Source organism: Pseudomonas sp. 43(2021) (assembly GCF_017490805.1).
Classification (GTDB): domain Bacteria; phylum Pseudomonadota; class Gammaproteobacteria; order Pseudomonadales; family Pseudomonadaceae; genus Aquipseudomonas.
In genome coordinates this window covers 117,709-141,816 of record NZ_JAFGYJ010000008.1, presented here as the reverse complement: position 1 = coordinate 141,816, position 24,108 = coordinate 117,709, and the positions used below count along the sequence as shown (strand labels likewise).

Sequence of the window (24,108 nt, the reverse complement as noted above, 5' to 3'; positions counted from 1 at the left end):
TGCTATGGGTTATTCCGCGAGCACGTTCAAGCAAGTTAGCGTCATTATTGCGTTTTTACTGCTGTTTAATGACGGATAAGTCGAATGGTGACCGATTGGCTAGCCAAGAGCTAGCATCGGATAACTGAAGAGGGTGAAGTGCACCAGGTTCAGGCCGAAATGGCAGAGCACCGCGGCCGCCAAACCGCCCCAGCGGTACGCCAGGCCGTAGCCGATACCGGCAAGGGTGGCCAGGTACACCCATTGCCAGCCGGCCCCCAGGTGGGCCAGGCCGAACAGCAAGGCGGCGGCGAACAATGCCAGCCCTTGGTGGCGCAACAACCGTTGCAGGCCGGCCTGGATGTAACCGCGGAACAGCAGTTCTTCGGTCAGGCTTACCAGCAGCAGGTTGTTCAGCAGCCAGAGCCAGGCCTGGTCGGGCCATTTCGGGGCCCAGGCCAGCATGCCAAGTGCCCAGGCACCACCCAGGCAGGCAAGCAGGGTCAGGGGCAGGACGTACAGCAGACTGGTCACCAGGCCCTGGCTGCGCCACAGGATCAGCCAAGGGCAGGCCAGCAGCAGCCACGCGCCGATCAGCGGTTTGTCCAGGTTCAGGTACATCGTGAAGGGTAGGGCGCCGGGGCTGAAGATGACGCCGTCGATGACCTTGGCCGCGTTGAAACCGGGCAGCCAGTGCAGGGCCAGGGCGATGGCCAGCAGGATGAACAAGGTGTGGCCCAGGGCTTTTTGCCAGCGCTGGGGACGGCGAGCGAGCAGAGCGCTGGCGAGCAGGGCGAGAAAGGTGGGCAGGGTGGCGATGCCGAGGTTGCCGTGCCTCAGGGCGAGGGTGTAGCCGAGCGCCAGGAGTAAAAGTGCGATCAGGTGGAAGCGAGACACAAGTGGTCCTTCTGATTGAACAATGTCGGGTCCGCTGCGCGGTCCATCGCCGGCAGCGGACCCAAGCATACCCGCCTCAGCTCGCAATCAGCTGTCGCAACACATAATGCAATATACCCCCCGCCTTGAAGTACTCCACCTCGTTCACGGTATCGATCCGGCACAGCACCTCGATCTGTTCCTGCTGCCCATCTGCGCGGGTGATACGCAAGGGCAGGCTCATGCCCGGGCGGATCTGCGCGCCGTGCAAGCCCAGCACATCGATCCGCTCCTTGCCGGTCAGCCCCAGTTGCTTGCGGTTGTGCCCGGCCTTGAACTGCAGTGGCAGCACACCCATGCCAACCAGGTTGGATCGGTGAATGCGCTCGAAGCTTTCCGCCAGCACCGCCTTGACCCCCAGCAGGTTGGTGCCCTTGGCCGCCCAGTCGCGGCTCGAACCGGTGCCGTATTCCTGGCCGGCGATCACCACCAGCGGGGTGCCTTCCTGCTGATAGCGCATGGCCGCGTCGTAGATCGACAGCTTCTCGCCACTGGGCACGTGCAGGGTATTGCCGCCTTCTTCGCCCGCCAGCATTTCGTTGCGGATGCGGATGTTGGCGAAGGTGCCGCGCATCATCACTTCATGGTTGCCACGCCGCGAGCCGTAGGAGTTGAAGTCGCGTGGCTCCACGCCCTGCTCACGCAGGTAGCGCCCGGCCGGGCTGTCGGCCTTGATGTTGCCGGCCGGGGAAATGTGGTCGGTGGTCACCGAGTCACCCAGCAGCGCCAGGATCCGCGCACCCTGGATGTCGGTGATCTGCGGGGGTGGCCCGCCGATGTCGTCGAAGAATGGTGGGTGCTGGATATAAGTGGAGTCGGCTTGCCATACGTAGGTGGCCGCCTGCGGTACCTGGATGGCCTGCCACTGTGCATCGCCGGCGAACACTTCGGCGTATTCCCTGTGGAACATTTCCGTGTCGACCTTGGCTACGGCGGCGGCGATTTCCTGCTGGCTGGGCCAGATGTCGCGCAGGTACACCGGCTGGCCGTCCTTGCCGGTGCCCAGCGGATCGCGGGTCAGGTCCAGGCGCACGCTGCCGGCCAGGGCATAGGCCACCACCAGCGGCGGCGAGGCCAGCCAGTTGGTCTTGACCAGCGGGTGCACGCGGCCTTCGAAGTTGCGGTTGCCCGACAACACCGAGGCCACGGTGAGGTCGGCGCTGCCAATGGCTTTTTCGATCGCGTCATCCAGCGGGCCGGAGTTGCCGATGCAGGTGGTGCAGCCATAGCCGACCAGGTCGAACCCCAGTTGGTCGAGGTAAGGGCTGAGCCCGGCGGCCTTGAAGTAGTCGGTCACCACCTTGGAGCCTGGCGCCAGCGAGCTCTTGACCCAGGGTTTGCGCTTCAGGCCTTTTTCCAGGGCCTTTTTCGCCACCAGCCCGGCGGCCATCATCACGCTGGGGTTGGAGGTGTTGGTGCACGAGGTGATCGCGGCGATCACCACGGCGCCATCGCGCAGGATCTGGGTCTGGCCCTGATGGCTGTATTCGATTTCCCCGGCCTGGTCGGCGTTGCCTACCGCCACGCCGCCGCCACCTTCGCTTTCCAGGCGGCTGACCTCTTTGGCCAGCGGTTTGGGTTGCAGTTCGATGAAGTGGTCGAAGGCCTGGCTGACCTGGCCAAGGGCCACCCGGTCCTGCGGTCGCTTGGGCCCGGCCAGGCTGGCCTCGACCTCCTGCATGTCCAGCGCCAGGCTGTCGCTGAACAGTGGCTCCTGGCCCGGCAGCCGCCACAGGCCCTGGGCTTTGCAGTACTGCTCGACCAGTTGCACGGTCGCCTCGGGGCGCCCTGACAGGCGCAGGTAGTCCAGGGTCACCTGGTCGACCGGGAAGAAGCCGCAGGTGGCGCCGTATTCCGGGGCCATGTTGGCGATGGTCGCACGGTCGGCCAAGGGCAGCTCGGCCAGGCCATCACCATAGAATTCGACGAACTTGCCCACCACGCCCTTCTTGCGCAGCATCTGCGTCACCGTCAGCACCAGGTCGGTGGCGGTGATGCCTTCACGCAGCTTGCCGGTCAGCTTGAAGCCGATCACTTCGGGGATCAGCATCGACACTGGCTGGCCGAGCATGGCCGCCTCCGCTTCGATGCCGCCCACGCCCCAGCCGAGCACACCCAGGCCGTTGATCATGGTGGTGTGCGAATCGGTGCCGACCAGGGTGTCGGGGAAGGCGTAGGTGCGACCATCGGCTTCACGGGTCCAGACGGTGCGGCCCAGGTATTCCAGGTTGACCTGGTGGCAGATACCGGTGCCCGGCGGTACCACGCGGAAGTTGGTGAAGGCGCTCTGCCCCCAGCGCAGGAAGGCGTAGCGCTCGCCGTTGCGCTGCATTTCGATATCGACGTTCTCGCTGAAGGCCTGCGGCGTGCCGTAGTGGTCGACCATCACCGAATGGTCGATTACCAGGTCCACCGGTGACAGCGGGTTGATCCGCTGCGGGTCACCACCGGCCTTGGCCATGGCTGCGCGCATGGCGGCCAGGTCGACCACGGCCGGCACACCGGTGAAGTCCTGCATAAGTACCCGCGCGGGGCGGTACTGGATCTCGCGGTCGGAGCGCCGCTCGCCCAGCCATTGGGCGAGGGCGCGCAGGTCGTCGCCGGTGACGGTCTTGCCGTCCTCCCAGCGCAGCAGGTTTTCCAGCAGCACCTTCAGCGACATGGGCAGACGCTGCAGGTCGCCCAGCTGGCGGGCGGCCTCGGTGAGGCTGAAGTAATGGTAGGTCTGGTCGCCGACCTTGAGGGATTTGAGGGTATTCAGGCTATCGAGCGAGGGCATTGCCAACTCCTTCTGCGCCGGTGCCTGGCAAGATCTGCCGGTGGCACCGCTCTGTGTCGATCCGCACGGCACGGACCTGGCTGAAAGGTCAGGTTAGACCGCTTTGCGTCACCTGACCCTTTTCTGGACCGGCGGGGCGTGTCGCAGGTTCCGATCTTCCTTTATCATCGCCGCCCTGCCAGCGCCTGTGGTGCGCCAGCCGTAGTGGAGTGAGAGATGAATACCCTGTTCATGCATTGCCGGCCCGGTTTCGAGGGTGAGGTGTGCGCCGAAATCAGCGAACATGCCGCCCGCCTGGGCGTTGCCGGCTATGCCAAAGGCAAGCCGCAAAGTGCCAGTGCCGAGTTTGTCTGTAGCGAGGAGGGCGGTGCCGAGCGCTTGATGGGGGAACTGCGCTTCAACCAGCTGATTTTTCCGCGGCAGTGGGCCCGTGGCGGTTATGTCGAACTGCCGGAAAGCGACCGTATCAGTGTGTTGCTGGCGCACCTGGCCGACTTTCCGGTGTTCGGCAGCCTGTGGCTGGAGGTGCTGGACAGCAACGAAGGCAAGGAACTGTCCACCTTCTGCCGCAAGTTCGAGGTGCCGCTGCGCAAGGTCCTGGAAAAGGCCGGCCGCCTGGTCGACGATGCCAGCCGCCCACGCCTGCTGCTCACCTTCATCAGCGGCCGCCGGGTGTTCGCTGGCGTTGCCCCTGCTACCAACAGCGCGCTGTGGCCCATGGGCATCCCGCGTTTGAAATTCCCCCGCGAGGCACCCAGCCGCTCGACCCTCAAGCTGGAAGAAGCCTGGCACCAGTTCATTCCGCGCGAGCAGTGGGAACAGCGCCTGGGCGATGACATGACCGGTGTCGACCTGGGGGCTTCGCCGGGTGGCTGGACCTACCAACTGGTGCGCCGGGGCATGCTGGTGACTGCCATCGACAATGGGCCGATGGCCGAAAGCCTGATGGACACAGGGCTGGTCCAGCACCTGATGGCCGATGGTTTCACCTGGCAACCGAAGCAGCCGGTGGACTGGATGGTGTGCGACATCGTCGAGAAGCCGGCGCGTACCACTTCGCTGATCGAGACCTGGCTGGGTGAGGGGCTGTGCCGTGAGGCGGTGGTCAACCTGAAGCTGCCGATGAAGCAGCGCTACGCCGAAGTACGCCGGCTGCTCGACCGCATGGAGGCGACGTTCAAGGCGCGCAAGATCAAGGTGTCGATTGCCTGCAAGCAGCTGTACCACGACCGTGAGGAAGTGACCTGCCATCTGCGCCGGATGGACTTGAAACCGCGCTGAGCACAGCGAATCGCTTTGCTCTTGCTTCGGCTTTTGCTTCTAAGCGCGCGATAGTTCAGGCGCCGCAGATTGCGACTTCAGGAGGCCGAGCGAAGGGACTGCGGAGGGAGGTGACGGGCATGGATGCCCGTCACCTCCCTCCGCAAGCCCTCTGCTCGGCCTCCTGAAGTCGCGAAGATCAAGATCAAGATCAAGATCAAGAGCTGGCTCAGCGTGTTCGCAGGCGGTGCTTGGACCACGTCGCGCGATGCGCGACAATGACGATCATTTGCGGAGCCCCCCATGACCGATTTCACCCCCGACGCCATCCTCGACGCCACTGGCCTGAACTGCCCGGAACCGGTGATGATGCTGCACCAGCACGTGCGTGACCTGGCCGCTGGCGGCCTGCTCAAGGTCATCGCCACCGACCCCTCGACCCGCCGCGACATCCCCAAGTTCTGCAACTTCCTCGGCCACGAACTGCTGCAGCAGCAGGAGGACGCCGGTACCTTCCTGTACTGGATCCGCAAGAAAGCCGACTGAAGCGCTCTGGAACACGCCCGGCGTTGCGCCTACACTGCGTTCCCCAGACAGGAGAGCGCCATGCTGATAGTTGCCGACGAGAACATCCCGCTGCTCGATGCCTTCTTCCAGGGTTTCGGCGAAATCCGCCGTTACCCGGGCCGAAGCCTCGATGCCGCCAGCGTCAAGGACGCCGACATCCTGCTGGTGCGCTCGGTGACCAAGGTAGACCGCCAGTTGCTCGAAGGCAGCCGTGTGCGCTTTGTCGGTACCTGCACCATCGGCACCGACCACCTCGACCTGAACTACTTTGCCGAGGCCGGTATCCGCTGGAGTAGCGCGCCGGGCTGCAATGCCCGCGGCGTGGTCGATTACGTGCTGGGCAGCCTGCTGACCTTGGCCGAGCTGGATGGCGTGGCACTGCCCGAGCGCGTGTATGGCGTGGTGGGCGCGGGTGAAGTGGGTGGCCGCCTGGTGCGGGTGCTGCACGGCCTGGGCTGGAAGGTACTGGTATGCGACCCGCTGCGCCAGGCCGCCGAGGGCGGCGACTACGTCAGCCTCGAGACCATCCTGCAACAGTGCGATGTTATAAGCCTGCACACCCCCTTGCAGCGTGGCGGCGAGCACCCGACCTGGCACCTGCTGGGCCAGGCGCAGCTGGCCCAGTTGCGCCCGGGTGCGTGGCTGGTCAACGCCAGCCGTGGCCCGGTGGTGGATAACGCGGCCCTGCGCGAACTGCTGCTGGACCGCGAAGACGTGCATGCGGTGCTGGATGTGTGGGAGGGTGAGCCGCAGGTCGACTTGCAACTGGCCGACCTGTGCACGCTGGCTTCGCCGCACATTGCCGGCTACAGCCTCGACGGTCGCCAGCGTGGTACGGCGCAGATCTACCAGGCGCTGTGCCGCTTCCTCGGTGTGGATGAACAGGTGCAACTGGCCGACCTGCTGCCTCGGCCGCCGCTTGCGCAGATCGAACTGGATGCCAGCACCGACCCGGCCTGGGCCATGGCCACCCTGTGCCGCGCGGTGTACGACCCACGCCGCGACGATGCCGATTTCCGCCGCAGCCTCAGCGACGACCCGCAGCAACAGCGTGCAGCATTCGACCAGTTGCGCAAGCAGTACCCGCCACGGCGCGAGATCGAGGGGCTAGGGGTGCGCTTGCGTGGGGAGTCGCCGCAGTTGGCGCAGCTGGTCAGTGCCTTGGGTGGGGTGCTGGTCTGACGGTATGTTGAGCGCAGTACCGGCCTCTTCGCGGGTAAACCCGCTCCCACAGGTGCCCCGCTGATCTCAAGGCTGGTGTGGTCCCTGTGGGAGCGGGTTTACCCGCGAAAGGGCCAGCACAGGATTCAGGCAAATAAAAACCCGGCGCAAGCGCCGGGTTGCAAGAAATTCGCCGATCAACCTTTGCGTACGCGCTCTACCCGGCTTTCTTCCAGGGCCTTGCAGGCCTGCTGGATCATCTGCTCGGTGATCGGTACTTCGCGCCCCTGGGCGTCGATGATCGAACCGCACACCTGCGGTTGCGGGGTGGTCCGGGGCTTCTGGTTGTCGCTGCCATGCTGCAAGCTCATGTATTGTCTCCTCATCAGGTTCAAGCGCAGGGTAACCCTGTGCCGTGACCGGCCTGTGACAGTGCCTGCAGGATCACGGCAGCCACAGTCCAGCAGAAACGGCCATAAAGCTCCATAGCCTGGTTAGACCGATAGGCTATAGCAACCTTGCAAGGGTTCCCCAGGCCTGGATGAGTGGTAGGCTGCGGATTCCCCACCATAGTGGTCCGCGCCATGCCCGAATCGGTTTCTTCGCGTCAACGCCGCGCCTTGCGCCTGGGTTGGCAGTTCGTTCGCCCGTACCGTCGCCAGGTGCTGCTGGCCTTGCTGGCACTGGTTGTCACCGCCGCCATCACCTTGTCCATGGGCCAGGGCATCCGCCTGCTGGTGGACCAGGGCTTCATGACCCGCTCCGCGCATCAGCTCAACCAGACCATCGGGCTGTTCCTGCTGCTGGTGCTGGCCCTGGCGGTGGGTACCTTCAGCCGCTTCTACCTGGTGTCGTGGATCGGCGAGCGCTGCGTGGCCGATATCCGTCGGGCCGTGTTCGACCACCTGATCGGCTTGCACCCTGGGTTTTTCGAAGACAATCGCAGCTCCGAGATCCAGTCGCGGCTGACCGCTGATACCACCTTGCTGCAATCGGTAATCGGTTCATCGCTGTCGATGTTCCTGCGCAACGCGCTGATGGTCATCGGTGGCGTGGCTTTGCTGTTCATCACCAACCCCAAGCTCACCAGCATCGTGGTGGTAGCGCTGCCGCTGGTGCTGGCGCCGATCCTGCTGTTCGGCCGCCGGGTACGTAGCCTGTCGCGGCAGAGCCAGGACCGGGTGGCCGATGTGGGCAGCTATGTGGCCGAGGCCCTCGGGCAGATCAAGACCGTGCAGGCCTACAACCATCAGGCGCACGACCGCGAGCTGTTCGCCGGCACGGTCGAAGCGGCGTTTGCCGTGGCCCGGCAGCGGATTGCCCAGCGTGCCTGGCTTATCACCCTGGTGATCGTGCTGGTGCTGGGAGCGGTGGGGGTGATGTTGTGGGTTGGCGGCATGGACGTGATCGCCGGGCGCATTTCTGCGGGCGAACTGGCCGCCTTCGTGTTCTACAGCCTGATCGTCGGCAGTGCCTTCGGTACCCTCAGCGAGGTGATCGGCGAGCTGCAGCGGGCGGCGGGCGCGGCCGAGCGCATTGCCGAACTGTTGGCGGCGCGCAGTGCAATCCTGCCGCCCGCCGTGGCGCAGGTGCTGCCGCAGCAGCGGGCCAGTGGGCGTATCGAGTTGCAGCAGTTGGTGTTCGCTTATCCGTCACGGCCCTCGGTGGCGGCTGTCGATGGCCTGAGCCTGGCCATCGAGCCGGGGCAGACCGTGGCGCTGGTTGGGCCATCGGGGGCGGGCAAGTCGACCTTGTTCGATTTGTTGTTGCGCTTCTACGACCCCCAGCAAGGGCGCATCCTGCTCGATGGCCGGGCGATTACCGAACTCGACCCCGCTCAACTGCGCCAGCAGTTCGCCCTGGTGGCACAAAACCCTTCGCTGTTTCGCGGCACGGTCGAGGCCAACATCCGCTATGGCCGGCCCGAGGCGACCCTGGCCGAGGTCGAGGCAGCGGCCCGTGGTGCCCATGCCGACGCATTCATCCGGCAACTGCCGCAGGGCTACCAGACACCGCTGGGCGAGGGCGGCATCGGCCTGTCCGGCGGGCAGCGGCAACGCCTGGCCATCGCCCGTGCGTTGCTGGTCGATGCACCGATCCTGTTGCTGGACGAAGCCACCAGCGCCCTCGACGCGCAAAGCGAACACCTGATCCAGCAGGCGTTGCCCCGCCTGATGGCCGGGCGCACTACCCTGGTGATCGCCCATCGGCTGGCTACGGTACAGCATGCCGACCGTATCGCGGTCATCGACAAGGGCCGTCTGGTGGCGGTGGGGACCCATCGCCAGTTGATCGAAGAGAGCCCGTTGTATGCGCGGCTGGCGGCCTTGCAGTTCACTACGGGGTAGCTTGTAGTGGCCTTGTAACATTTCTGTAGTATTTGCCTGAGAGTATCTAGCTCAACTGTTGCGTAAGTGCTCGACCTGGCTGCCATTGCTTGATGGCAGCCTTTTTTTGGCCTGCCAGTAACCGGGCTGCGTTGCACCCCATTGCCAGCTTGCGCGGCCCCCCGGTCTTCCTCCTGCTTTCCGAGATCCAAGATGTTGCGTAAATCCCTCAGAGTGCAAATTCTCTCCCTGCTCGGCGGCAGTCTGGTGGCGATGTTGCTGATCGCCCTGGTGTGCTTCCAGTTCCTCTCGTCCAGCGTGCGCGGCTACGCCGAGCTGGTCGACGGGCCGCTGCGGGCCTCGCAATTGATCGACGAAGCCAACCTGCAGTTCAAGATCCAGGTGCAGGAATGGAAGAACGTGCTGTTGCGCGGGCGCCAGCCGACTGACATGGACAAGTACTGGCAGCAGTTCCAGGCTCGCGAGCAGCAGGTGCAGCAACTGCTCGGGCAATTGATCGATAGCAGCGACGCCAGGCTCAAGGCGCCGTTGCAGCAACTGCGTGACAGCCACCGGCAGCTAGGCCTGGCCTATGCACAGGGGCGCCAGGCATTCCTGGCGGCGGGCGGTGACCCGGTTGCCGGCGACCAGGCGGTCAAGGGCGTGGACCGCGCCGCCAGTGAACAGATGAGCGAACTGGTCGAGCAACTGCGTGCCGATGCCCATCAGCAAGCCGCCAGCCTCAGTGCCGGTGCGGAGCGCACGGTATGGCTGGGCTTGCTGGTGATGTTGGCCTCGGCGGTGTTGGTGGGGCTGCTCAGCCTGTGGCTGGTCAACCGCAGCCTGATCGAGCCGATTCGTCAATTGATCGAGTATGTCGCGCAGCTTAGCCAGGGCCGCTTTGCCGCCCGGGTAGAAAGCCGCCGTGAGGACGAACTGGGCCGCCTGGCGCGGGCCGCCAACACCCTGCGCGACTTCCTCGCCGACACGGTCGGCCGGCTGCAGGACAACGCCCAGGAACTGGAAGGCGCCAGCGGCCGGTTGCGCAGCATCGCCGGCGACATGGCCCGTGGCACCCATGACCAGTTCCAGCGCACCGACCAGGTGGCCACGGCCATGCATGAGATGTCTGCCACCGCCCAGGAAGTCGCGCGCCACGCCGCCGAGGCCGCCCGCGCGGCGGACGACGCCGACCACAGTGCCCAGGCGGGTGAGCAGGTGATGCAGCAGACCATCGATATCATCGGCGTGGTCAACCGCGAAATTGCCGGTACGGCGGCGGTGATTCGCGACCTGGAGCATGACAGCACGCGCATTGGCAAAGTCCTCGAAGTGATCCGTGGCATTGCCGAGCAGACTAACCTGCTGGCGCTCAACGCGGCCATTGAAGCGGCCCGTGCCGGCGAGGCCGGGCGTGGTTTTGCGGTAGTCGCCGATGAGGTGCGCAGCCTGGCCCAGCGCACGGCGGCTTCGATTGCCGAGATCCACCAGATCATCGAAGCAGTGCAGTCGGGGGCGGTGGAAGCGGTCAAGGCCATCGAAAGCGGCCAGCAGCGCAGCGAGGAGGGTGCCGAACAGGTGCAGCAGGCCGGGCAGATGCTGCAGCGCATCACCCTGGCGGTGGAGGCAATCCGCGACATGAACCGGCAGATCGCCACGGCGGCCGAAGAGCAGACCAGCGTGGCCGAGGACATCTCGCGCAACCTGATCGAAATCACCCGCATCGCCACGGCCAACCAGGAGGCCGTACAGCATACCGAGCAGGCGGGGCAGCGCCTGCATGGGTTGTCGGGGCAACTGGGCGAAGTCACCTCCCGTCTCACTGCCTGACGCAGTCCTTGTGGGGGTGGCCTTGTGTCGCGAAAGGCCGCTCCCACAAAGAAGCTGCGCCGGGCTGGTTGCTGGGGAAACCCGCCACTTTCACTGCTTCATCCTATGCCCTGTGGCGGATTGTCGCCACGCTCCCCGTCGCGAGCCCCCGTATTCATTGCTCGATACCCAGTTGGCACATTCCCTGCTCAAGGCGGCGCGCGTGTACACAACAACTGGATAACATCAATGAAGAAATTCCTGCTGACGTTCCTCTGCCTGGGCGTCATCGGCTGCTCCAAACCCGCGGAACCGGAAAAGACTGTCGACGTGCTGCTGATCGGCGGTGGCATCATGAGTGCCAGCCTGGGCACCTACCTCACCGAGCTGGAGCCCTCCTGGAAGGTCGACGTCTACGAACGCCTGGACCAGGTGGCCGAAGAAAGCTCCAACGCCTGGAACAATGCCGGTACCGGTCACTCTGCGTTCTGCGAGCTGAACTACACCAGCGTCGGCAAGGACGGCAGCATCGATATCAGCAAGGCTGTGGGGGTCAACGAGCAGTTCGAGGTATCCAAGCAGTTCTGGGCCTACCAGGTCGAGCAGGGCGTGCTGAGCAACCCGAAGTCGTTCATCAACAACGTGCCGCACATGAGCTTTGTCTGGGGTGACGACAATGTCGCCTTCCTGCACAAGCGCGTCGACGCCCTGCAGCACAGTTCGCTGTTCCGCGGCATGGAAATCTCCGAAGACCACGAGCAGATCCGTAAGTGGGCACCCCTGGTGATGGAAGGCCGTGACCCGGGGCAGAAGGTCGCCGCCACGCGCATGGCCATCGGCACCGACGTGAACTTTGGCGAAATCACTCGCCAGCTGTTCGCCGCGATGACCCGCAACCCCAACGTGTCGCTGAACCTGCGTCATGAAGTGCGCGACATCGTACGCAACGACGACGGCACCTGGCAGGTGCGGGTGGCCGACCTGGCCAACGGTGGCAAGGAAAAGGCCGTCAACGCCCGCTTCGTGTTCATTGGTGCCGGTGGTGGCGCGCTGAAGCTGCTGCAGAAGTCGGGGATCCCCGAAGCCGAAGGCTATGCCGGCTTCCCGGTTGGTGGCCAGTTCCTGATGACCGACAACCCCGACCTGGTCGCCCGCCACCAGGCCAAGCTGTACGGCAAGGCCTCGGTCGGCGCGCCGCCGATGTCGGTACCGCACCTGGACACGCGGATGATCGATGGCAAGCAGGTGCTGCTGTTCGGCCCGTTCGCCACCTTCTCCACCAAGTACCTCAAGCATGGCTCGCTGCTGGACATGTTCGCCTCGCTGAACAGCCACAACGTGCTGCCAATGGTCAATGCCGGCATCGACAACATCGACCTCAGCACCTACCTGATGGGGCAGTTGATGCTCAGTTTCGATGACCGCATGAACGCCCTGCGCGAGTATTTCCCCAACGCCAAGAACGAGGACTGGAAGCTGCTGCAGGCCGGCCAGCGGGTGCAGGTGATCAAGAAGGACCCGGTACTGGGCGGTGTGCTGCAGTTCGGTACTGAAGTGGTGGCGGCGCAGGACGGCAGCATCGCTGCGTTGCTGGGCGCTTCGCCGGGTGCCTCGACCGCGGCGCCGATCATGCTGACCGTGCTGGAAAAGACCTTCAAGGACCGTATCCAGTCGCCAGCCTGGCAGGCCAGGCTCAAGGAAATCGTGCCGAGCTATGGGCAGAAGCTGAACAACAACCTGGCGCTGACCAACCAGACCCGTGAGTGGAGCAGCGAGCGCCTGCAGTTGCTGTATGTGCCGGTGGAGGCTGAGGTGGCGCACTGACACATGTGGGAGCGGCCCAGGGCCGCTCCCACAAGAGGGGCCGCGCTGGGGCTGGGACACCTTCCAGGGCATAACAAAAAGCCCGCACAAGGCGGGCTTTTTGATAAGGATTTGGTCGGAGAGACAGGATTCGAACCTGCGGCCTTCTCGTCCCGAACGAGACGCGCTACCTGGCTGCGCTACACTCCGATGAAGGAAATCCTACTGCATCCTTTTTTTGCACGCAAGCCCTTGTTGTTGAAAGGGCCTTTGCAAAAAACAGGGTGCGATCAGAGCTCTTTGACGGTGCGGATCTGGTCCTTGTTCAAGCGCGTGCGCTTGCCGTCCAGTTGCTCGAATTCGTAGAAGCCCGAGTCTTCATCGTACTTCGGTGTGTCGGTGGCCTGGATTTCGCGACCGTCATTCAGGGTAATGACGGTTGGCGATGCGCAGCCAGCGAGGGCGCCCAGGCCCAAGACGAGCAGGAAGGCGGGTAGGGTCCGTTGAATCATCGTGTTTCTCCAGTGCGATGGTGCTAGATGACATTAAGACGCAGGGCGTCCACGCAAGTTCCGTCTACAGTGCAGCATAGCGGCAAACCCGGGGCATTGATCGAAGGCAAGGGCCACGGGCGTCACGCTGTGATGGGCGCGTGCTGTGTTATAACTGCGGCCATCCCATCTTCTTGTGACGGACCCCCATGAAAGCCAAGGCAGATACCCCCTTCGTGCCGCTGAACATCGCCGTGCTCACCGTCAGCGACACCCGCACCTTCGACACCGATACCTCCGGCCAGCTGTTCGTCGACCGCCTGAGCGCGGCCGGCCATCGCCTTGCCGAGCGCGTGCTGCTGAAAGACGACCTGTACAAGATTCGCGCCCAGGTTGCCACCTGGATTGCCGATGACAGCGTGCAGGTGGTGCTGATCACCGGCGGCACCGGCTTTACCGGCCGCGACAGCACGCCCGAGGCTGTGGCCTGCTTGTTGGACAAGCAGGTAGAAGGCTTTGGTGAGCTGTTCCGGCAGATTTCCGTGGCCGACATTGGCACCTCCACTGTGCAGTCGCGCGCCTTGGCCGGGCTGGCTAACGGTACCTTGGTGTGCTGCCTGCCAGGCTCGACCAATGCGGTGCGCACTGGTTGGGACGGTATCCTCGCCGAGCAGCTGGATGCCCGCCATCGCCCTTGCAACTTCGTGCCGCACCTGAAGCAGGCAGCAGCCTGTGACAGCCGTGGCTGAGGTCAGCCAGGCCCGGCCGCTGATGCCGGTGGAACAGGCCCTGGAGCAACTGCTGGCATTGGCTGAAGCGGCTCCGATCCGCGACACCGAGAACCTGCCACTGGCCGAGGCCGAGGGCCGTGTGCTGGCCGCTGACCTGGTGGCCTCGCTCGACCTGCCGCCTTGGCCGAACAGCGCCATGGACGGTTACGCCCTGCGCCTGGCTGACTGGCAGGGCGAACCACTGCCGGTCAGCCAGCGGATTTTCGCCGGCCATGCGCCGCAGCCGCTGCAAGCGGGCACCTGCGCACGCATCTTCACCGGGGCACCGCTGCCCGAAGGTGCCGACTGCGTCGAGATGCAGGAAAACACCGAAGTGGCAGAGGATGGCCGGGTACGCTTTCTCGAGCCGTTGAAAGCCGGGCAGAACATTCGTCCCCAGGGCCAGGAAACCCGCAAGGGCGAACAGGTGATGAGCGCTGGCACCCGGCTGGGGCCGATCGAGCTGGGCCTGGCTGCGACCTTGGGCCACGGCCGCCTGGATGTGGTGCGCAAGGTGCGGGTGGCGGTGCTGTCCACCGGTGATGAACTGGTCGAGCCCGGCCTGCCGCTGGGGCCGGGGCAGATCTACAACAGCAACCGCCGGCTGCTGGTCAGCTGGTTGCAGCGGCTGGGCTGCGATGTGGTCGATGCGGGCATCCTGCCGGATGACCTGGCACGCACCCGCACCTGCCTGGCCGAGCTGGGTGATGTCGACCTGATCCTGTCCACCGGCGGTGTCTCGGTGGGGGAAGCCGACTACCTCGGCGCCGCCCTGCGCGAAGCCGGCGAGCTGGCCTTGTGGAAGCTGGCGATCAAGCCCGGCAAGCCGCTGACCTTCGGCCACTTCCAGGGCGTGCCGGTAATCGGCCTGCCGGGCAACCCGGCCTCGACCCTGGTCACCTTCGGCCTGCTGACCCGGCCCTACCTGTTGCGGCGCCAGGGCGTGGCCGATGTCACGCCGCTGCGTTTCGACATGCCGGCCGGTTTTGACTGGCCCAAGCCCGGCACGCGCCGCGAGTACCTGCGCGCCCGCATCGAACAGGGCCAGGTGCGCATCTACAAGAACCAGAGCTCTGGCGTGCTGCGCAGCGCGGCCTGGGCCGAGGGGCTGGTGGAAGTGCGCGAAGGCAGTACGCCGAAGCAGGGTGACAGCGTGCCGTTCATTCCCTTCAGCGAGCTACTTGGCTGAGCGGCCCAGCCAGGCACTGGCCAGCGGCGCGGCCTCGGCTGGTGCCGCCTGGGCCAGGCGCATGTGCACGTTCTCCAGTTGCTGGGCGGCCACGCTCCAGTCGTGGCGCTGGCGGGCGAACTGGCGCCCGGCATCGCTCAACTGGCTCATGCGCCAGGGCTGGTTGAGCAACTGGGTGATCAGCAGGGCCAACTGGTCGCCATCCTCACTGCCCAGGTAGTGCTCGCCGTTGTTCGCGGCCAGGCCTGAAACGCCTTTGCCGGTGGTGATCACTGGCAAGCCGGCGGCCATCGCTTCGAGGATTTTCACCTTGGAACCACCGGCATAGCGCAGCGGTGCGAAGAACAGTGCCGAACGCCGCTGCAGTTCACGCAGGTCGGGGCGGTAGCCGAACCATTCGATACGCGGGTCGTTCCAGTGCAGTTTCCAGCTGGCCGGCATGGCATGCCCGGCAATCGCCAGGCGCACCGCCGGATTGCTCATCCACACCTGCGGCATGATGTCTTCCAGCGCCCATTCGATGGCCTCCAGGTTGGCGCCACACTCGAAGTTGCCTACGAACAGCAGGCGCTGGCTGTGCAGCGCAGGTTGCACGTGCTGGTAGAAATCACAGTCCACGCCATTGACCACCACGTTCACCGGGCGCCCGCTGATTTGCGCGATCAGCTCGGCATCGTGGGCGCTGACCGCCACCAGTTCGGTGGGCTGGCGCAATACCCGCTGTTCCCAGCGTCGATAGCGCCAGCGGTCGAAGGCGTTGAGCGGGCGCAACCACAGCGGCAGGCGATCGTGGCTGGCGCCACCCATCACCGATTCCAGGGTGTGCTCGCAGAGCATGTACGGCAGTCCGCGTGCCTGCAGGGCCTTCTCGAACGGCTGGAAGCTGTAGCTGTGTTCGATCTGGATCACGTCCCAGGGCTCGTCCAGCAATTGCTCGAAGCGGTGCCGCAGGCGAGGGGCCAGGCCATTGATGATTGCCCGCATGGGGTAGTCCAGGATCGGCGAGGCCAGCAGGTTCAGCGGGCTGTGCAGGGGCCGACGGGGCAGCACGATCAGGCGTTCGAGCAAGGGTTCCAGGGCCTCGCGGGCAGCATCGCCGAGGGGGTTCTTCGATTGCACCAGCAGGGTAATCCGGTGGCCCCGTTGTGCCAGTGCGCGTATCAGGTGGTATTGCCGGGTCTTGCTGCCGCTGGTGGTCGGCCAGGGCAGGTACGGCAGTGTCCAGAGAATGCGCATGACCCGGAATCCTCGCTAAAGGTTGCGGATAGCAAGACGCGCCCTTAGGCGGCAGTGGTAAAAACCACTGCCGGGGCGCGTCCATGGCAAGAAAGGTGTATCTGCTGAGCATAGCCGTGCATTGCCACACTTGGGAAAAAGACAGGCCAACGCTTGTCGGTTAATGGCCGGCCAACGCGGTCACTTGTGGGAGCGGCCTTGTGTCGCGATAGGGCCGCAGAGCGGCCCCGGCAATGGCCGCTCCCACAAAATTGACCGCGTTGGCCCATTATTTTCTGTGGGCATGCAACGATCCGGGATTGCAGAGGGTCGAGATCTGGGGTGATCACTTCACGGAGGCGCGTATATGCAAGGGCGCAAGGCAATGCTGATCCTGCACGGCAAGCAGGCCATGAACGAAGACTTGCGCAGCGCCGTGCACGGCCTGCGCGATAGCGGCTGGGTGCTGGATGTGCGGGTCACCTGGGAGGCCGGTGACGCTCAGCGCCTGGTCAACGAAGCGCTGGCTGCCGGTTACGGCCATATCGTTGCCGGAGGCGGGGATGGCACGCTGCGCGATGTTGCCGAGGCCATGGGCCTGGCGGGTACCCAGGCCAGCCTGGCGTTGTTGCCACTCGGCACGGCCAACGATTTTGCCAGGGCTGCCGGCATACCCCTGGAGCCCGCCACGGCGCTGGCCTTGCTGAACATACCTGCACAGCCAATAGACCTGGGCCAGGCCGGCGACCAGTTGTTCCTCAACATGGCCACGGGCGGTTTTGGCAGCCAGGTCACGGCCAACACCTCCGAAGACCTGAAGAAAGTGCTGGGCGCCGCCGCCTACCTGTTCACCGGGTTGTCGCGCTTCAGCGAACTGCAGGCGGCCTCGGTGGCGCTGCAAGGGCCGGACTTCCACTGGCAGGGTGACCTGCTGGCGCTGGGGATCGGCAACGGCCGCCAGGCCGGGGGCGGGCAGGTGCTGTGCCCTGAGGCGCTGGTGGACGATGGCTTGCTCGACATCGCCATCCTGCCGGCACCACAGGAGATGGTCGGGGCGCTGCGTGACCTGTTGGCCGGTAACGGGCTGTTCGTCCGGGCCCGGTTGCCCTGGGTCGAGATCAAGTGCTCGCAGGGGCTGGACATCAACCTCGATGGTGAGCCGGCGCAGGCAGACACGTTGCGCTTCCAGGCCAGGCCCGCTGCACTGCGCCTGCACCTGCCGGCCGGGTCGCCGTTGCTCAGTCGTCCAGGCTGATGATTTTCTCGCGCACGGCGAACAGCACCAGGCCGGCCACGTCATGGATCTGCAGGCGTTTCATGATTTGCGAGCGGTGGGTTTCCACGGTCTTGATCGACAGGCCCAGGCCGGTGGCGATTTCCCGGGTGGCCTTGCCGCGCACGATCAGGCGCAGGATCTCCAGCTGTCGCGCCGTGAGGTTATGCCGCTCGCCAGCGGGTTGCTTGCCCTGCCTGGCGCGCTGCAGCGCCTGGTTGATGACCGTATGGGCGATGGCTGGGCTGAGGTAGCGCTCGCCGTTGCGCACCGCGGCCAGGGCCTGCTCCAGTTCGGTGGCGCTGGTGTCCTTGAGCAGGTAGCCGTGGGCGCCGCTTTCCAGGGCCCGCATGATCAGGTCCGGGTCGGTGTGCATCGACAGGATCAGCACCTTGCAGGTGCTGCCGCTGGCGCGCAGTTGGGTGAGAGCATCCAGGCCGCTGGTCGAACGCATGGAGATGTCCAGCAAGACGATGTCCGGCGCCAGTTTGCGTACCTGTTCGAGCAACTGGCTGCCATCGTCGGCTTCACCGATTACATCATAGCCAGGGATGTCGCAGACCAGTGCGCGCACCCCGGCACGGATCAGCGAGTGGTCGTCCACCAGCAGCAGTCTACAGGTCATGGGTGGCAGTACTCCTGGCGCGTTGCTGGGTGCGCGGTGGCCATGGGAACACCGCCTCGATGCGCGTGCCCAGGCCGAGCTGGCTGGTGATGTCGAGGCTGCCCTGCAACGCGGTTACCCGCTCCTGCATGCCGGCCAAGCCGCGCTGGCCGGCTTCGGCCGGTTGCCTGGCGGGTACGAAACCACGGCCATCGTCGTGGATCGACAACGCCAAGCCCTCGGGGGTGCGCTGCAGACGGACGACCAGGTTGTGTGCCTGTGCATGGCGCAGCATGTTGGTCACGGCTTCCTGGGTAATGCGGAACACCGCCATGGCCACGGCCTCGTCGATGCCGCCCAGGCGCTGGTTGCACGCCAGGCTCCAGTTCACTCCGCTGTTGCCCAGGGTGCGCATCAGGTGTGCCCGCAGGCTGGCTTCCAGGCCAAGGCTGGCCAACTGCCGCGGGTTGAGCAGGGCGGAGACATCGCGCACGTTACCCAAGGTGTCATCCAGCGTGCTGCGCAGGGCGTCGCAGTGGCCTTGCAGCTCATCGGGCATGCGCCTTTGCAGCCACTGCAGCTGCAGCTTGGCGGCGGTGAGCAGCTGGCCGATGTCGTCGTGCAGTTCCCGGCTCAGGTGCTGGCGCTCGTCTTCCTGGACCTTGAGCATGCGCTCGGCCAGTTCCGCCGGGCGCAGGCTGATCGACCTGGCGCGCAGGCCCAGCTGCACGGCGGCGCCCAGCGTGGCGGCCAACTGCAGCACCAGCAGGCTGGCCGGGATCGACTGGTCGGCCAGGTACAGCAACAGGTTGGCGACCAGCGAGGCCACGCACAGCCCGACCGTCGCCCAGCGCAGCAGGGGAGTGCGGGAGCCGCAACGCAAAGGAGTCTTCAAGCGTGGGAACATAAGTAGGGAAGCCACTGAAGTATTGCTGATGGAGGCCTTGCACAATCCTTGTCAGAGGCTTTGGTGCAGTACTTTCGATTGTTTTTTTCGTACACGAGACCTTGCGACCTTGCTGCAGGTTGCAAGCGTTTGTGGGGGCGCATATTACCACTTTGCACTGCATCGGTCGCGGTCGGGTAGCGCTTTGAAACGCCTGCCAGACGGGCGCTGGCGGGTAGCAAAGTGCCACCCGGCTTGATCGCGCAACGTGCCTGGTTGCACTTCGCGTCGGGTCAATATCTGGGAGATGAGCGGCCTGGCTGCGTGCCGTCGGCCATCTCGGTGTGCGGGTGGATGCATACGTTGCCTTGGTCGTCGCAGGGTATGCAGGCTCGTGTAAAAGGTTGCCGCACGACCTTGGCCAGTTCACCCAGCAGCACCAGTTGCTCGCCAATGTCCAGGTTAAGCCGCCCGGTACACGGATCGACCAGTTCCAGTTGCCAGGCCAGCAGGGTCAGGCAGGCCCCTACTGCGGGCAGGGCTTCGCGCTGCAGGCAACCACCATGGCAGGCCGGGGCCAGCAACTGCTGCAGGGCGGTGGTGTAATGGGCAACTTCGCGCAGGCCCAGGTGTGTGGCCTGTCGAGCGAGGTTGCCGAGGGTATTGTCCAGGCAGTGGCAGGCATCCGGGTCGTTATCGATCAGTTCCAGGTGCTGCAGGCATTCCTGGGCCTGGGTCAGCAGCACCTGGGCATCCAGCAGAAACCCCTGCAGGGCGTCATCGAACGATAAGGCGCTGTCCATCATGATGCTCCCGCGCGTGGGGCAGGCGCAGGTGGCGGGCACGCCAAAACGATAGCTAGCAAAAGCCTGACTCCATTCATGCAATGAGAATGGCGTCACATTAATGGCTAAAGGATATCGCGAACATCAGGTTGCACCCGATTGTGGCTAAGGGTTTCCCTGATGCTCGGCTCAGGTGGGGAACTTTTGCAGTCCCGCTGGCTCAGCCCAAGCTGCTCGCAGTAAAGCATGATGGTAAAGTGATATCAATTGCCTTCACGGCATTTTCCCGCAAGGGTCAAGGTGTGCGTGAAGCCGCCGATACAGGGTGGATGATTTCACTTTTTCCGACTCAAGGCTGGGGGTTTTCCAATGGCTGGCATTCTCGACACGGTAGACCAACGCACGCAACTGGTGGGTGAGAACCGCCTGGAAATCCTGATGTTTCGCCTGGCTGGCCGCCAGCTGTTCGCGATCAACGTGTTCAAGGTGCAGGAAGTGCTGCAGCTGCCCAAGCTGACCCTGATGCCCCAGCGCCACGCTTTCGTCTGCGGGGTGGTCAACCTGCGCGGCCAGACCCTGCCGGTGATCGACCTTTCCCAGGCGATCGGCATGCGCCCGCTGCAGCCGGGGCCGGACAGCACCATCATCGTCACTGAATACAACCGCTCTGTGCAGGCCTTCCTGGTCGGCGGTGTCGACCGCATCGTCAACATGAACTGGGAGGCGATCATGCCGCCGCCGTCCAGCGCCGGACGCCAGCATTACCTGACCGCCATCACCAAGGTCGATGACAAGCTGGTGGAAGTGATCGACGTGGAGAAGGTGCTGGCCGAGATCGTGCCGTACAACGCGCGGGTTTCCGGCGACAAGCTCGCCGACCCGGTGCTGGCCCGGGCCCGCGGCCGCGAAGTACTGCTGGTGGACGACTCCAGCGTGGCTCTGGCGCAATTGCGCGACACGCTGTCCCAGCTGGGCGTGAAGCTGCACGTGGCCAGTGATGGCTTGAAGGCTTTGCGCATGCTCAAGGGCTGGGCCGACGCAGGCGAAGATGTGTGCGAGAAACTACTGATGGTGTTCACCGATGCCGAGATGCCGGAAATGGACGGCTACCGGCTGACCACCGAGATCCGTGGTGATGCCCGTTTGCGCCAGCTTTACGTGGTGCTGCATACCTCGCTGTCCGGCAGTTTCAACGAGTCGATGGTAAAGAAGGTGGGCTGCGACAACTTCCTTTCCAAATTCCAGCCTGATCGCCTGGTCGACGTGGTCAAGCAACGCCTGTTGCTGGATATTGCCACTGCGTGATCCCGGCCCCTGCCGGGTATAAGCTTGGCGTTTTGGCATGGCGCGAGGCGGCAGGGATGTTTCTCAGTGAGCTGTATCGGTACCCGGTGAAGTCGGGGCAGGCGCAAAGCCTGCAGGCTTCACCGGTGGGTTTGCTAGGGTTGCAGGGCGACCGGCGCTGGATGGTGGTGGAGGAAGAAAACGGACGCTTCCTGACCCAGCGCGCCTGGCCACGGCTTGGCCTGATCAAGGCGAGCGATGATGATCACGGCCAGTTGCTGCTGGAAACACCTGGGCAGGCACCGTTGCGGGTGCCTGTGCCACCTGCCGATGACGCCCTGCGCGGCGTGACCATCTGGCGCGATACCCTGCGCGTGCCGGATGCGGGCGATGCGGCGGCGGCCTGGCTGAGCGAGCTGTTGGGCAAGGCCGTGCGCCTGGTGCATTGCCCGGAGCAGCGCGCGCGTTATCTGCCCAATGGCTATGGCTTCAACAGTGACCGGGCGGCGTTCCCGGACGGTTTCCCCTTGTTGCTGATCGGCCAGGGTTCGCTGGACGAGCTCAACCGGCGTATCGGCCGGCCCATGGAGATGCTGCGCTTCCGGCCCAACCTGGTGGTGCGGGGCGCGGAACCGTTTGCCGAGGATGGCTGGAAGCGGATTCGTATCGGCAGCCTGGAGTTTCGCGTGCTCAAGCCCAGCGTGCGCTGCATCTTTACCACCATCGACCCGGCTACCGGCGAGCGCAGTGAGGATCGCGAGCCGATGGCCACGCTCAGGACTTTCCGCGAGAAGGAGGGGGATGTGCTGTTCGGGCAGAACCTGGCGGTGGATGGTAGTGGGTGGCTGGAGGCAGGGATGCAGGTCGAAATTCTGGAGTAGCTGTGTTGCCTGTGCCGGCCTCTTCGCGGGTAAACCCGCTCCCACAGGTACTGCACCGCATTCAGGAGTGGTGCAATACCTGTGGGAGCGGGCAAGCCCGCGAAGAGGCCGGCACAGGCTCAGCAACAATCACATGTCATCGAAGTACCGCTCATGCCAATCCACCAGCGGCTGCGGCGAGTTCAGTTTCTGCCCGTAGATCACCGAATACGACAGCACGTTCTGCACGTACTGGCGCGTTTCGTCGAACGGGATCGACTCCACCCACACATCGAAGCTCAGGTGCTTGGCGCCTTTCAGCCACTGGCGCACACGCCCCGGCCCCGCGTTGTAGGCCGCTGAAGCCAGCACCCGGTTGCCGTTGAACTGGCTGTGCACCTGGCTCAGGTAGGCAGCGCCCAGCTGGATGTTCTTGTCCGGGTTGAGCACCTGCGCCGGTGACGCCAGCGGAATGCTGAACTTGCGGGCGGTTTCCTTGGCCGTGGCCGGCATCAGCTGCATCAGGCCGCTGGCGCCCACCGGCGAACGGGCATCTTCCATGAAGGCACTTTCCTGACGAGTGATGGCAAATACCCAGCTCGAATGCAGGCCGCGGACCTTGGCCTCGCGCACCAGGGTGTCGCGGTGGGCCATCGGGAAGCGGATGTCCAGGTCGTCCCAGTACTGCGCCTGGCTGATGGTGCGAATGGCCGGGAAGTACCAGCGCAGGTCGTAGCCCAGGCGCGCCTGGGCGACCATTTCGTCGCGGCTGAAGTGGCGGCTGACGTGGTACCACTCGCGGCGGCCTTCGACGATCTGGCCACGGGCGTGGAACTCCAGGGCACGGCGGATGCCCGGGGTGTTGCGTACCTTGTTGACCAGCTGCGGGCTGAGTACCAGCGGCTTGTTGTTCAACTGGTAAGGCGTCTGTGCCCGGTCGGCGGCGAGGAAGCCGTAAAAGTCACGCTCACGCGCCACGGTCTTGTACAGCAGCGGGATCTGCGGGTTGTTCGGCTGCGCCAGCTCCAGGCTGCGCGCCTGCCAGTACTTCCAGCGGCTGCTGCTGGCCAGGTCCTGGGGCAGGCGGCGGGTCAGCTCGTAGGCGTCTTCCCAGCGGCCCAGGCGCAGCAGAAGGCGCAGGCGCCATTCGCTGACGGTGTTGTCACGCAGCTCGGGGTCGTAGCGGGTCATCAGGTCGAGCGCGCGCGGGTCGTAGCGGCGCGCCAGGGTCAGGCCGATTTCGCGGGCGATGGCCACCTTCTCGTCACGGGAAAAGTGCATGCGCTGGGCGTAGTCGTCGAGCAGCGCCATGGCCCGCTCCGGGTCCTGCCGGGCCAGGCGGCGCAGGCCGAGGCTGACCACGTCGGACATGGCTTCGTTGACCGGGGTGAAACGCGACGGCTGGTTGAGCAGCTCGGGCTTCTGCGCCACATCGACCAGCAGGCGCCCCTGCGGGCCGAGCGTAGTCAGGGTGTTGACCAGGTTGTTGGCCAGGCTGTAGTTGCGTGCCTGGGCCGCCAGTTTGGTGCGTTGCCAGCGCTTGGCCTCGGTCAGCTGGCCTTCGGCCGCCCACATGCCGAACAGCGTGTCGCAGGTGGCCGGCTGCGACTTGCCGACGTTCCACAGTTTGTCGGCCGTGGCGTAGCCCTCGGCGCGCAGGCCGTGGCTGAGCTGGTACTGGCCGTTGAGGCAGTCCAGTTCGGTGAAGTTGAGCTTGGGGTCGTAGTACTTGACGAAAGTGTTCCATTCGCCGCGCTCGGCCAGCCAGCGCAACCAGCGCAGTTTCATCCAGTTGGCCTGGGGCAGGTCGCCATGCTTGGCGAGGAAGCCTTCGATTTCCTGGTTGCTGGCGGTTTTCAGGCGGGCGGTGAGCTCGTCGTAGGCCAGGTAGGGCGTCAGCGGGTAGTCGCTGAGGGCCTGGGCATAGCGCAGGTACGGGCCTTTGTCGCCTTTGGCCAGCGCGCGCTTGGCTTCGTCATAGTACTGGCGTTGCAGGGTAAGGTCGGCGGCCTGCGCCGCGCAGGTGGCGGCGGTAAGCAGCAGGCAGGAAGCAATATGTAACAGGCGGCTGCGCATGATACGTCCGGGCAGTTGAACCATGGGAAAGTGACGGCGGAGCCAGCACTGTTG

Annotated in this window: 20 protein-coding genes and 1 tRNA gene; 11 read left to right on the top strand and 10 right to left on the bottom strand. The window is 64.8% G+C overall.

Translation table 11 applies throughout. The features are described 5' to 3' along the window. Positions 1-99: 99 nt before the first annotated feature. Entirely contained in the window at positions 100-876 is a 777-nt protein-coding gene (locus J5M71_RS09530; protein WP_207831725.1) for a CPBP family intramembrane glutamic endopeptidase, read from the bottom strand. Positions 877-952: 76 nt separating this feature from the next. Then, complete coding sequence (gene acnA / locus J5M71_RS09525) at positions 953-3,694, bottom strand: aconitate hydratase AcnA (protein WP_207831723.1); 2,742 nt, start codon at positions 3,692-3,694, stop codon at positions 953-955. A gap of 216 nt (positions 3,695-3,910) precedes the next feature. On the opposite strand from acnA, the gene rlmM reads away from it, so the two are divergent. The 3 genes from rlmM (at position 3,911) to pdxB (ending at position 6,703) form a co-directional block, all read left to right on the top strand. Next, positions 3,911-4,975, top strand: coding sequence for a 23S rRNA (cytidine(2498)-2'-O)-methyltransferase RlmM (gene rlmM / locus J5M71_RS09520; protein ID WP_207831721.1), 1,065 nt, complete (start codon positions 3,911-3,913; stop codon positions 4,973-4,975). 282 nt (positions 4,976-5,257) lie between these two features. Beyond that, positions 5,258-5,500, top strand: coding sequence for a sulfurtransferase TusA (tusA, locus tag J5M71_RS09515; protein WP_016500764.1), 243 nt, complete (start codon positions 5,258-5,260; stop codon positions 5,498-5,500). Between the two features lie 60 nt (positions 5,501-5,560). Further along, the gene (gene pdxB, locus J5M71_RS09510) at positions 5,561-6,703 is read left to right on the top strand and encodes a 4-phosphoerythronate dehydrogenase PdxB (RefSeq protein ID WP_063913879.1); all 1,143 of its coding nucleotides are present in this window, start codon (positions 5,561-5,563) and stop codon (positions 6,701-6,703) included. Positions 6,704-6,879: 176 nt separating this feature from the next. Here the strand turns inward: pdxB and J5M71_RS09505 are convergent, their stop codons facing one another. Continuing rightward, positions 6,880-7,053: a PA1571 family protein gene (locus J5M71_RS09505; RefSeq protein ID WP_170929323.1), complete on the bottom strand. Its 174-nt coding sequence runs from the start codon at positions 7,051-7,053 to the stop codon at positions 6,880-6,882. Positions 7,054-7,266: 213 nt separating this feature from the next. On the opposite strand from J5M71_RS09505, the gene J5M71_RS09500 reads away from it, so the two are divergent. The 3 genes from J5M71_RS09500 (at position 7,267) to mqo (ending at position 12,642) form a co-directional block, all read left to right on the top strand. Then, positions 7,267-9,030 (top strand): ABC transporter transmembrane domain-containing protein, encoded by a 1,764-nt coding sequence (locus tag J5M71_RS09500; protein WP_207831719.1) that lies wholly within the window; start codon positions 7,267-7,269, stop codon positions 9,028-9,030. A 192-nt stretch (positions 9,031-9,222) separates the two neighbouring features. Next, complete coding sequence (locus J5M71_RS09495; protein WP_207831717.1) at positions 9,223-10,839, top strand: methyl-accepting chemotaxis protein; 1,617 nt, start codon at positions 9,223-9,225, stop codon at positions 10,837-10,839. Between the two features lie 228 nt (positions 10,840-11,067). Further along, positions 11,068-12,642, top strand: a complete 1,575-nt coding sequence (mqo, locus tag J5M71_RS09490) for a malate dehydrogenase (quinone) (protein WP_207831715.1) — start codon at positions 11,068-11,070, stop codon at positions 12,640-12,642. Between the two features lie 112 nt (positions 12,643-12,754). Here mqo and J5M71_RS09485 read toward each other — a convergent pair. Both J5M71_RS09485 and J5M71_RS09480 read right to left on the bottom strand, forming a co-directional pair. After that, positions 12,755-12,831: transfer RNA gene (locus J5M71_RS09485), tRNA-Pro, on the bottom strand. A gap of 80 nt (positions 12,832-12,911) precedes the next feature. Further along, on the bottom strand, positions 12,912-13,133 hold the full coding sequence (locus J5M71_RS09480) for a YgdI/YgdR family lipoprotein (RefSeq protein WP_063913882.1): 222 nt from the start codon (positions 13,131-13,133) through the stop codon (positions 12,912-12,914). Between the two features lie 188 nt (positions 13,134-13,321). Between J5M71_RS09480 and moaB the strand changes: the two genes are divergently transcribed. Further along, positions 13,322-13,861 carry a molybdenum cofactor biosynthesis protein B gene (gene moaB, locus J5M71_RS09475; protein WP_025338313.1) on the top strand — a complete coding sequence of 180 codons (540 nt, stop codon included), beginning with the start codon at positions 13,322-13,324 and terminating at the stop codon, positions 13,859-13,861. Positions 13,862-13,883: 22 nt separating this feature from the next. Continuing rightward, positions 13,884-15,071 (top strand): gephyrin-like molybdotransferase Glp, encoded by a 1,188-nt coding sequence (gene glp / locus J5M71_RS09470; protein ID WP_207831817.1) that lies wholly within the window; start codon positions 13,884-13,886, stop codon positions 15,069-15,071. Here the strand turns inward: glp and J5M71_RS09465 are convergent. Beyond that, positions 15,060-16,307, bottom strand: coding sequence for a glycosyltransferase family 4 protein (locus tag J5M71_RS09465; protein ID WP_207831712.1), 1,248 nt, complete (start codon positions 16,305-16,307; stop codon positions 15,060-15,062). The two genes, glp and J5M71_RS09465, sit on opposite strands and share 12 nt — an antisense overlap. 346 nt (positions 16,308-16,653) lie before the next feature. On the opposite strand from J5M71_RS09465, the gene yegS reads away from it, so the two are divergent. Next, positions 16,654-17,541 carry a lipid kinase YegS gene (gene yegS, locus J5M71_RS09460; RefSeq protein WP_207831711.1) on the top strand — a complete coding sequence of 296 codons (888 nt, stop codon included), beginning with the start codon at positions 16,654-16,656 and terminating at the stop codon, positions 17,539-17,541. Here the strand turns inward: yegS and J5M71_RS09455 are convergent. From J5M71_RS09455 to J5M71_RS09445, 3 genes are all read right to left on the bottom strand, one after another. Then, positions 17,525-18,184, bottom strand: coding sequence for a response regulator transcription factor (locus tag J5M71_RS09455; RefSeq protein WP_063913887.1), 660 nt, complete (start codon positions 18,182-18,184; stop codon positions 17,525-17,527). The genes yegS and J5M71_RS09455 overlap by 17 nt on opposite strands. Next, positions 18,174-19,070, bottom strand: coding sequence for a sensor histidine kinase (locus J5M71_RS09450; protein WP_207831815.1), 897 nt, complete (start codon positions 19,068-19,070; stop codon positions 18,174-18,176). Before J5M71_RS09450 ends, J5M71_RS09455 begins: the two co-directional genes overlap by 11 nt. Positions 19,071-19,342: 272 nt before the next feature. Next, positions 19,343-19,852 carry a histidine kinase gene (locus J5M71_RS09445; protein WP_207831709.1) on the bottom strand — a complete coding sequence of 170 codons (510 nt, stop codon included), beginning with the start codon at positions 19,850-19,852 and terminating at the stop codon, positions 19,343-19,345. A gap of 351 nt (positions 19,853-20,203) precedes the next feature. On the opposite strand from J5M71_RS09445, the gene J5M71_RS09440 reads away from it, so the two are divergent. Continuing rightward, positions 20,204-21,139 carry a chemotaxis protein CheV gene (locus J5M71_RS09440; protein ID WP_207831707.1) on the top strand — a complete coding sequence of 312 codons (936 nt, stop codon included), beginning with the start codon at positions 20,204-20,206 and terminating at the stop codon, positions 21,137-21,139. 56 nt (positions 21,140-21,195) lie between these two features. Then, entirely contained in the window at positions 21,196-21,999 is an 804-nt protein-coding gene (locus J5M71_RS09435) for an MOSC domain-containing protein (RefSeq protein WP_207831705.1), read from the top strand. Positions 22,000-22,128: 129 nt separating this feature from the next. Here J5M71_RS09435 and J5M71_RS09430 read toward each other — a convergent pair whose 3' ends face one another. Continuing rightward, positions 22,129-24,054 carry a transglycosylase SLT domain-containing protein gene (locus tag J5M71_RS09430; protein WP_207831703.1) on the bottom strand — a complete coding sequence of 642 codons (1,926 nt, stop codon included), beginning with the start codon at positions 24,052-24,054 and terminating at the stop codon, positions 22,129-22,131. Between the last annotated feature and the right edge of the window lie 54 nt (positions 24,055-24,108).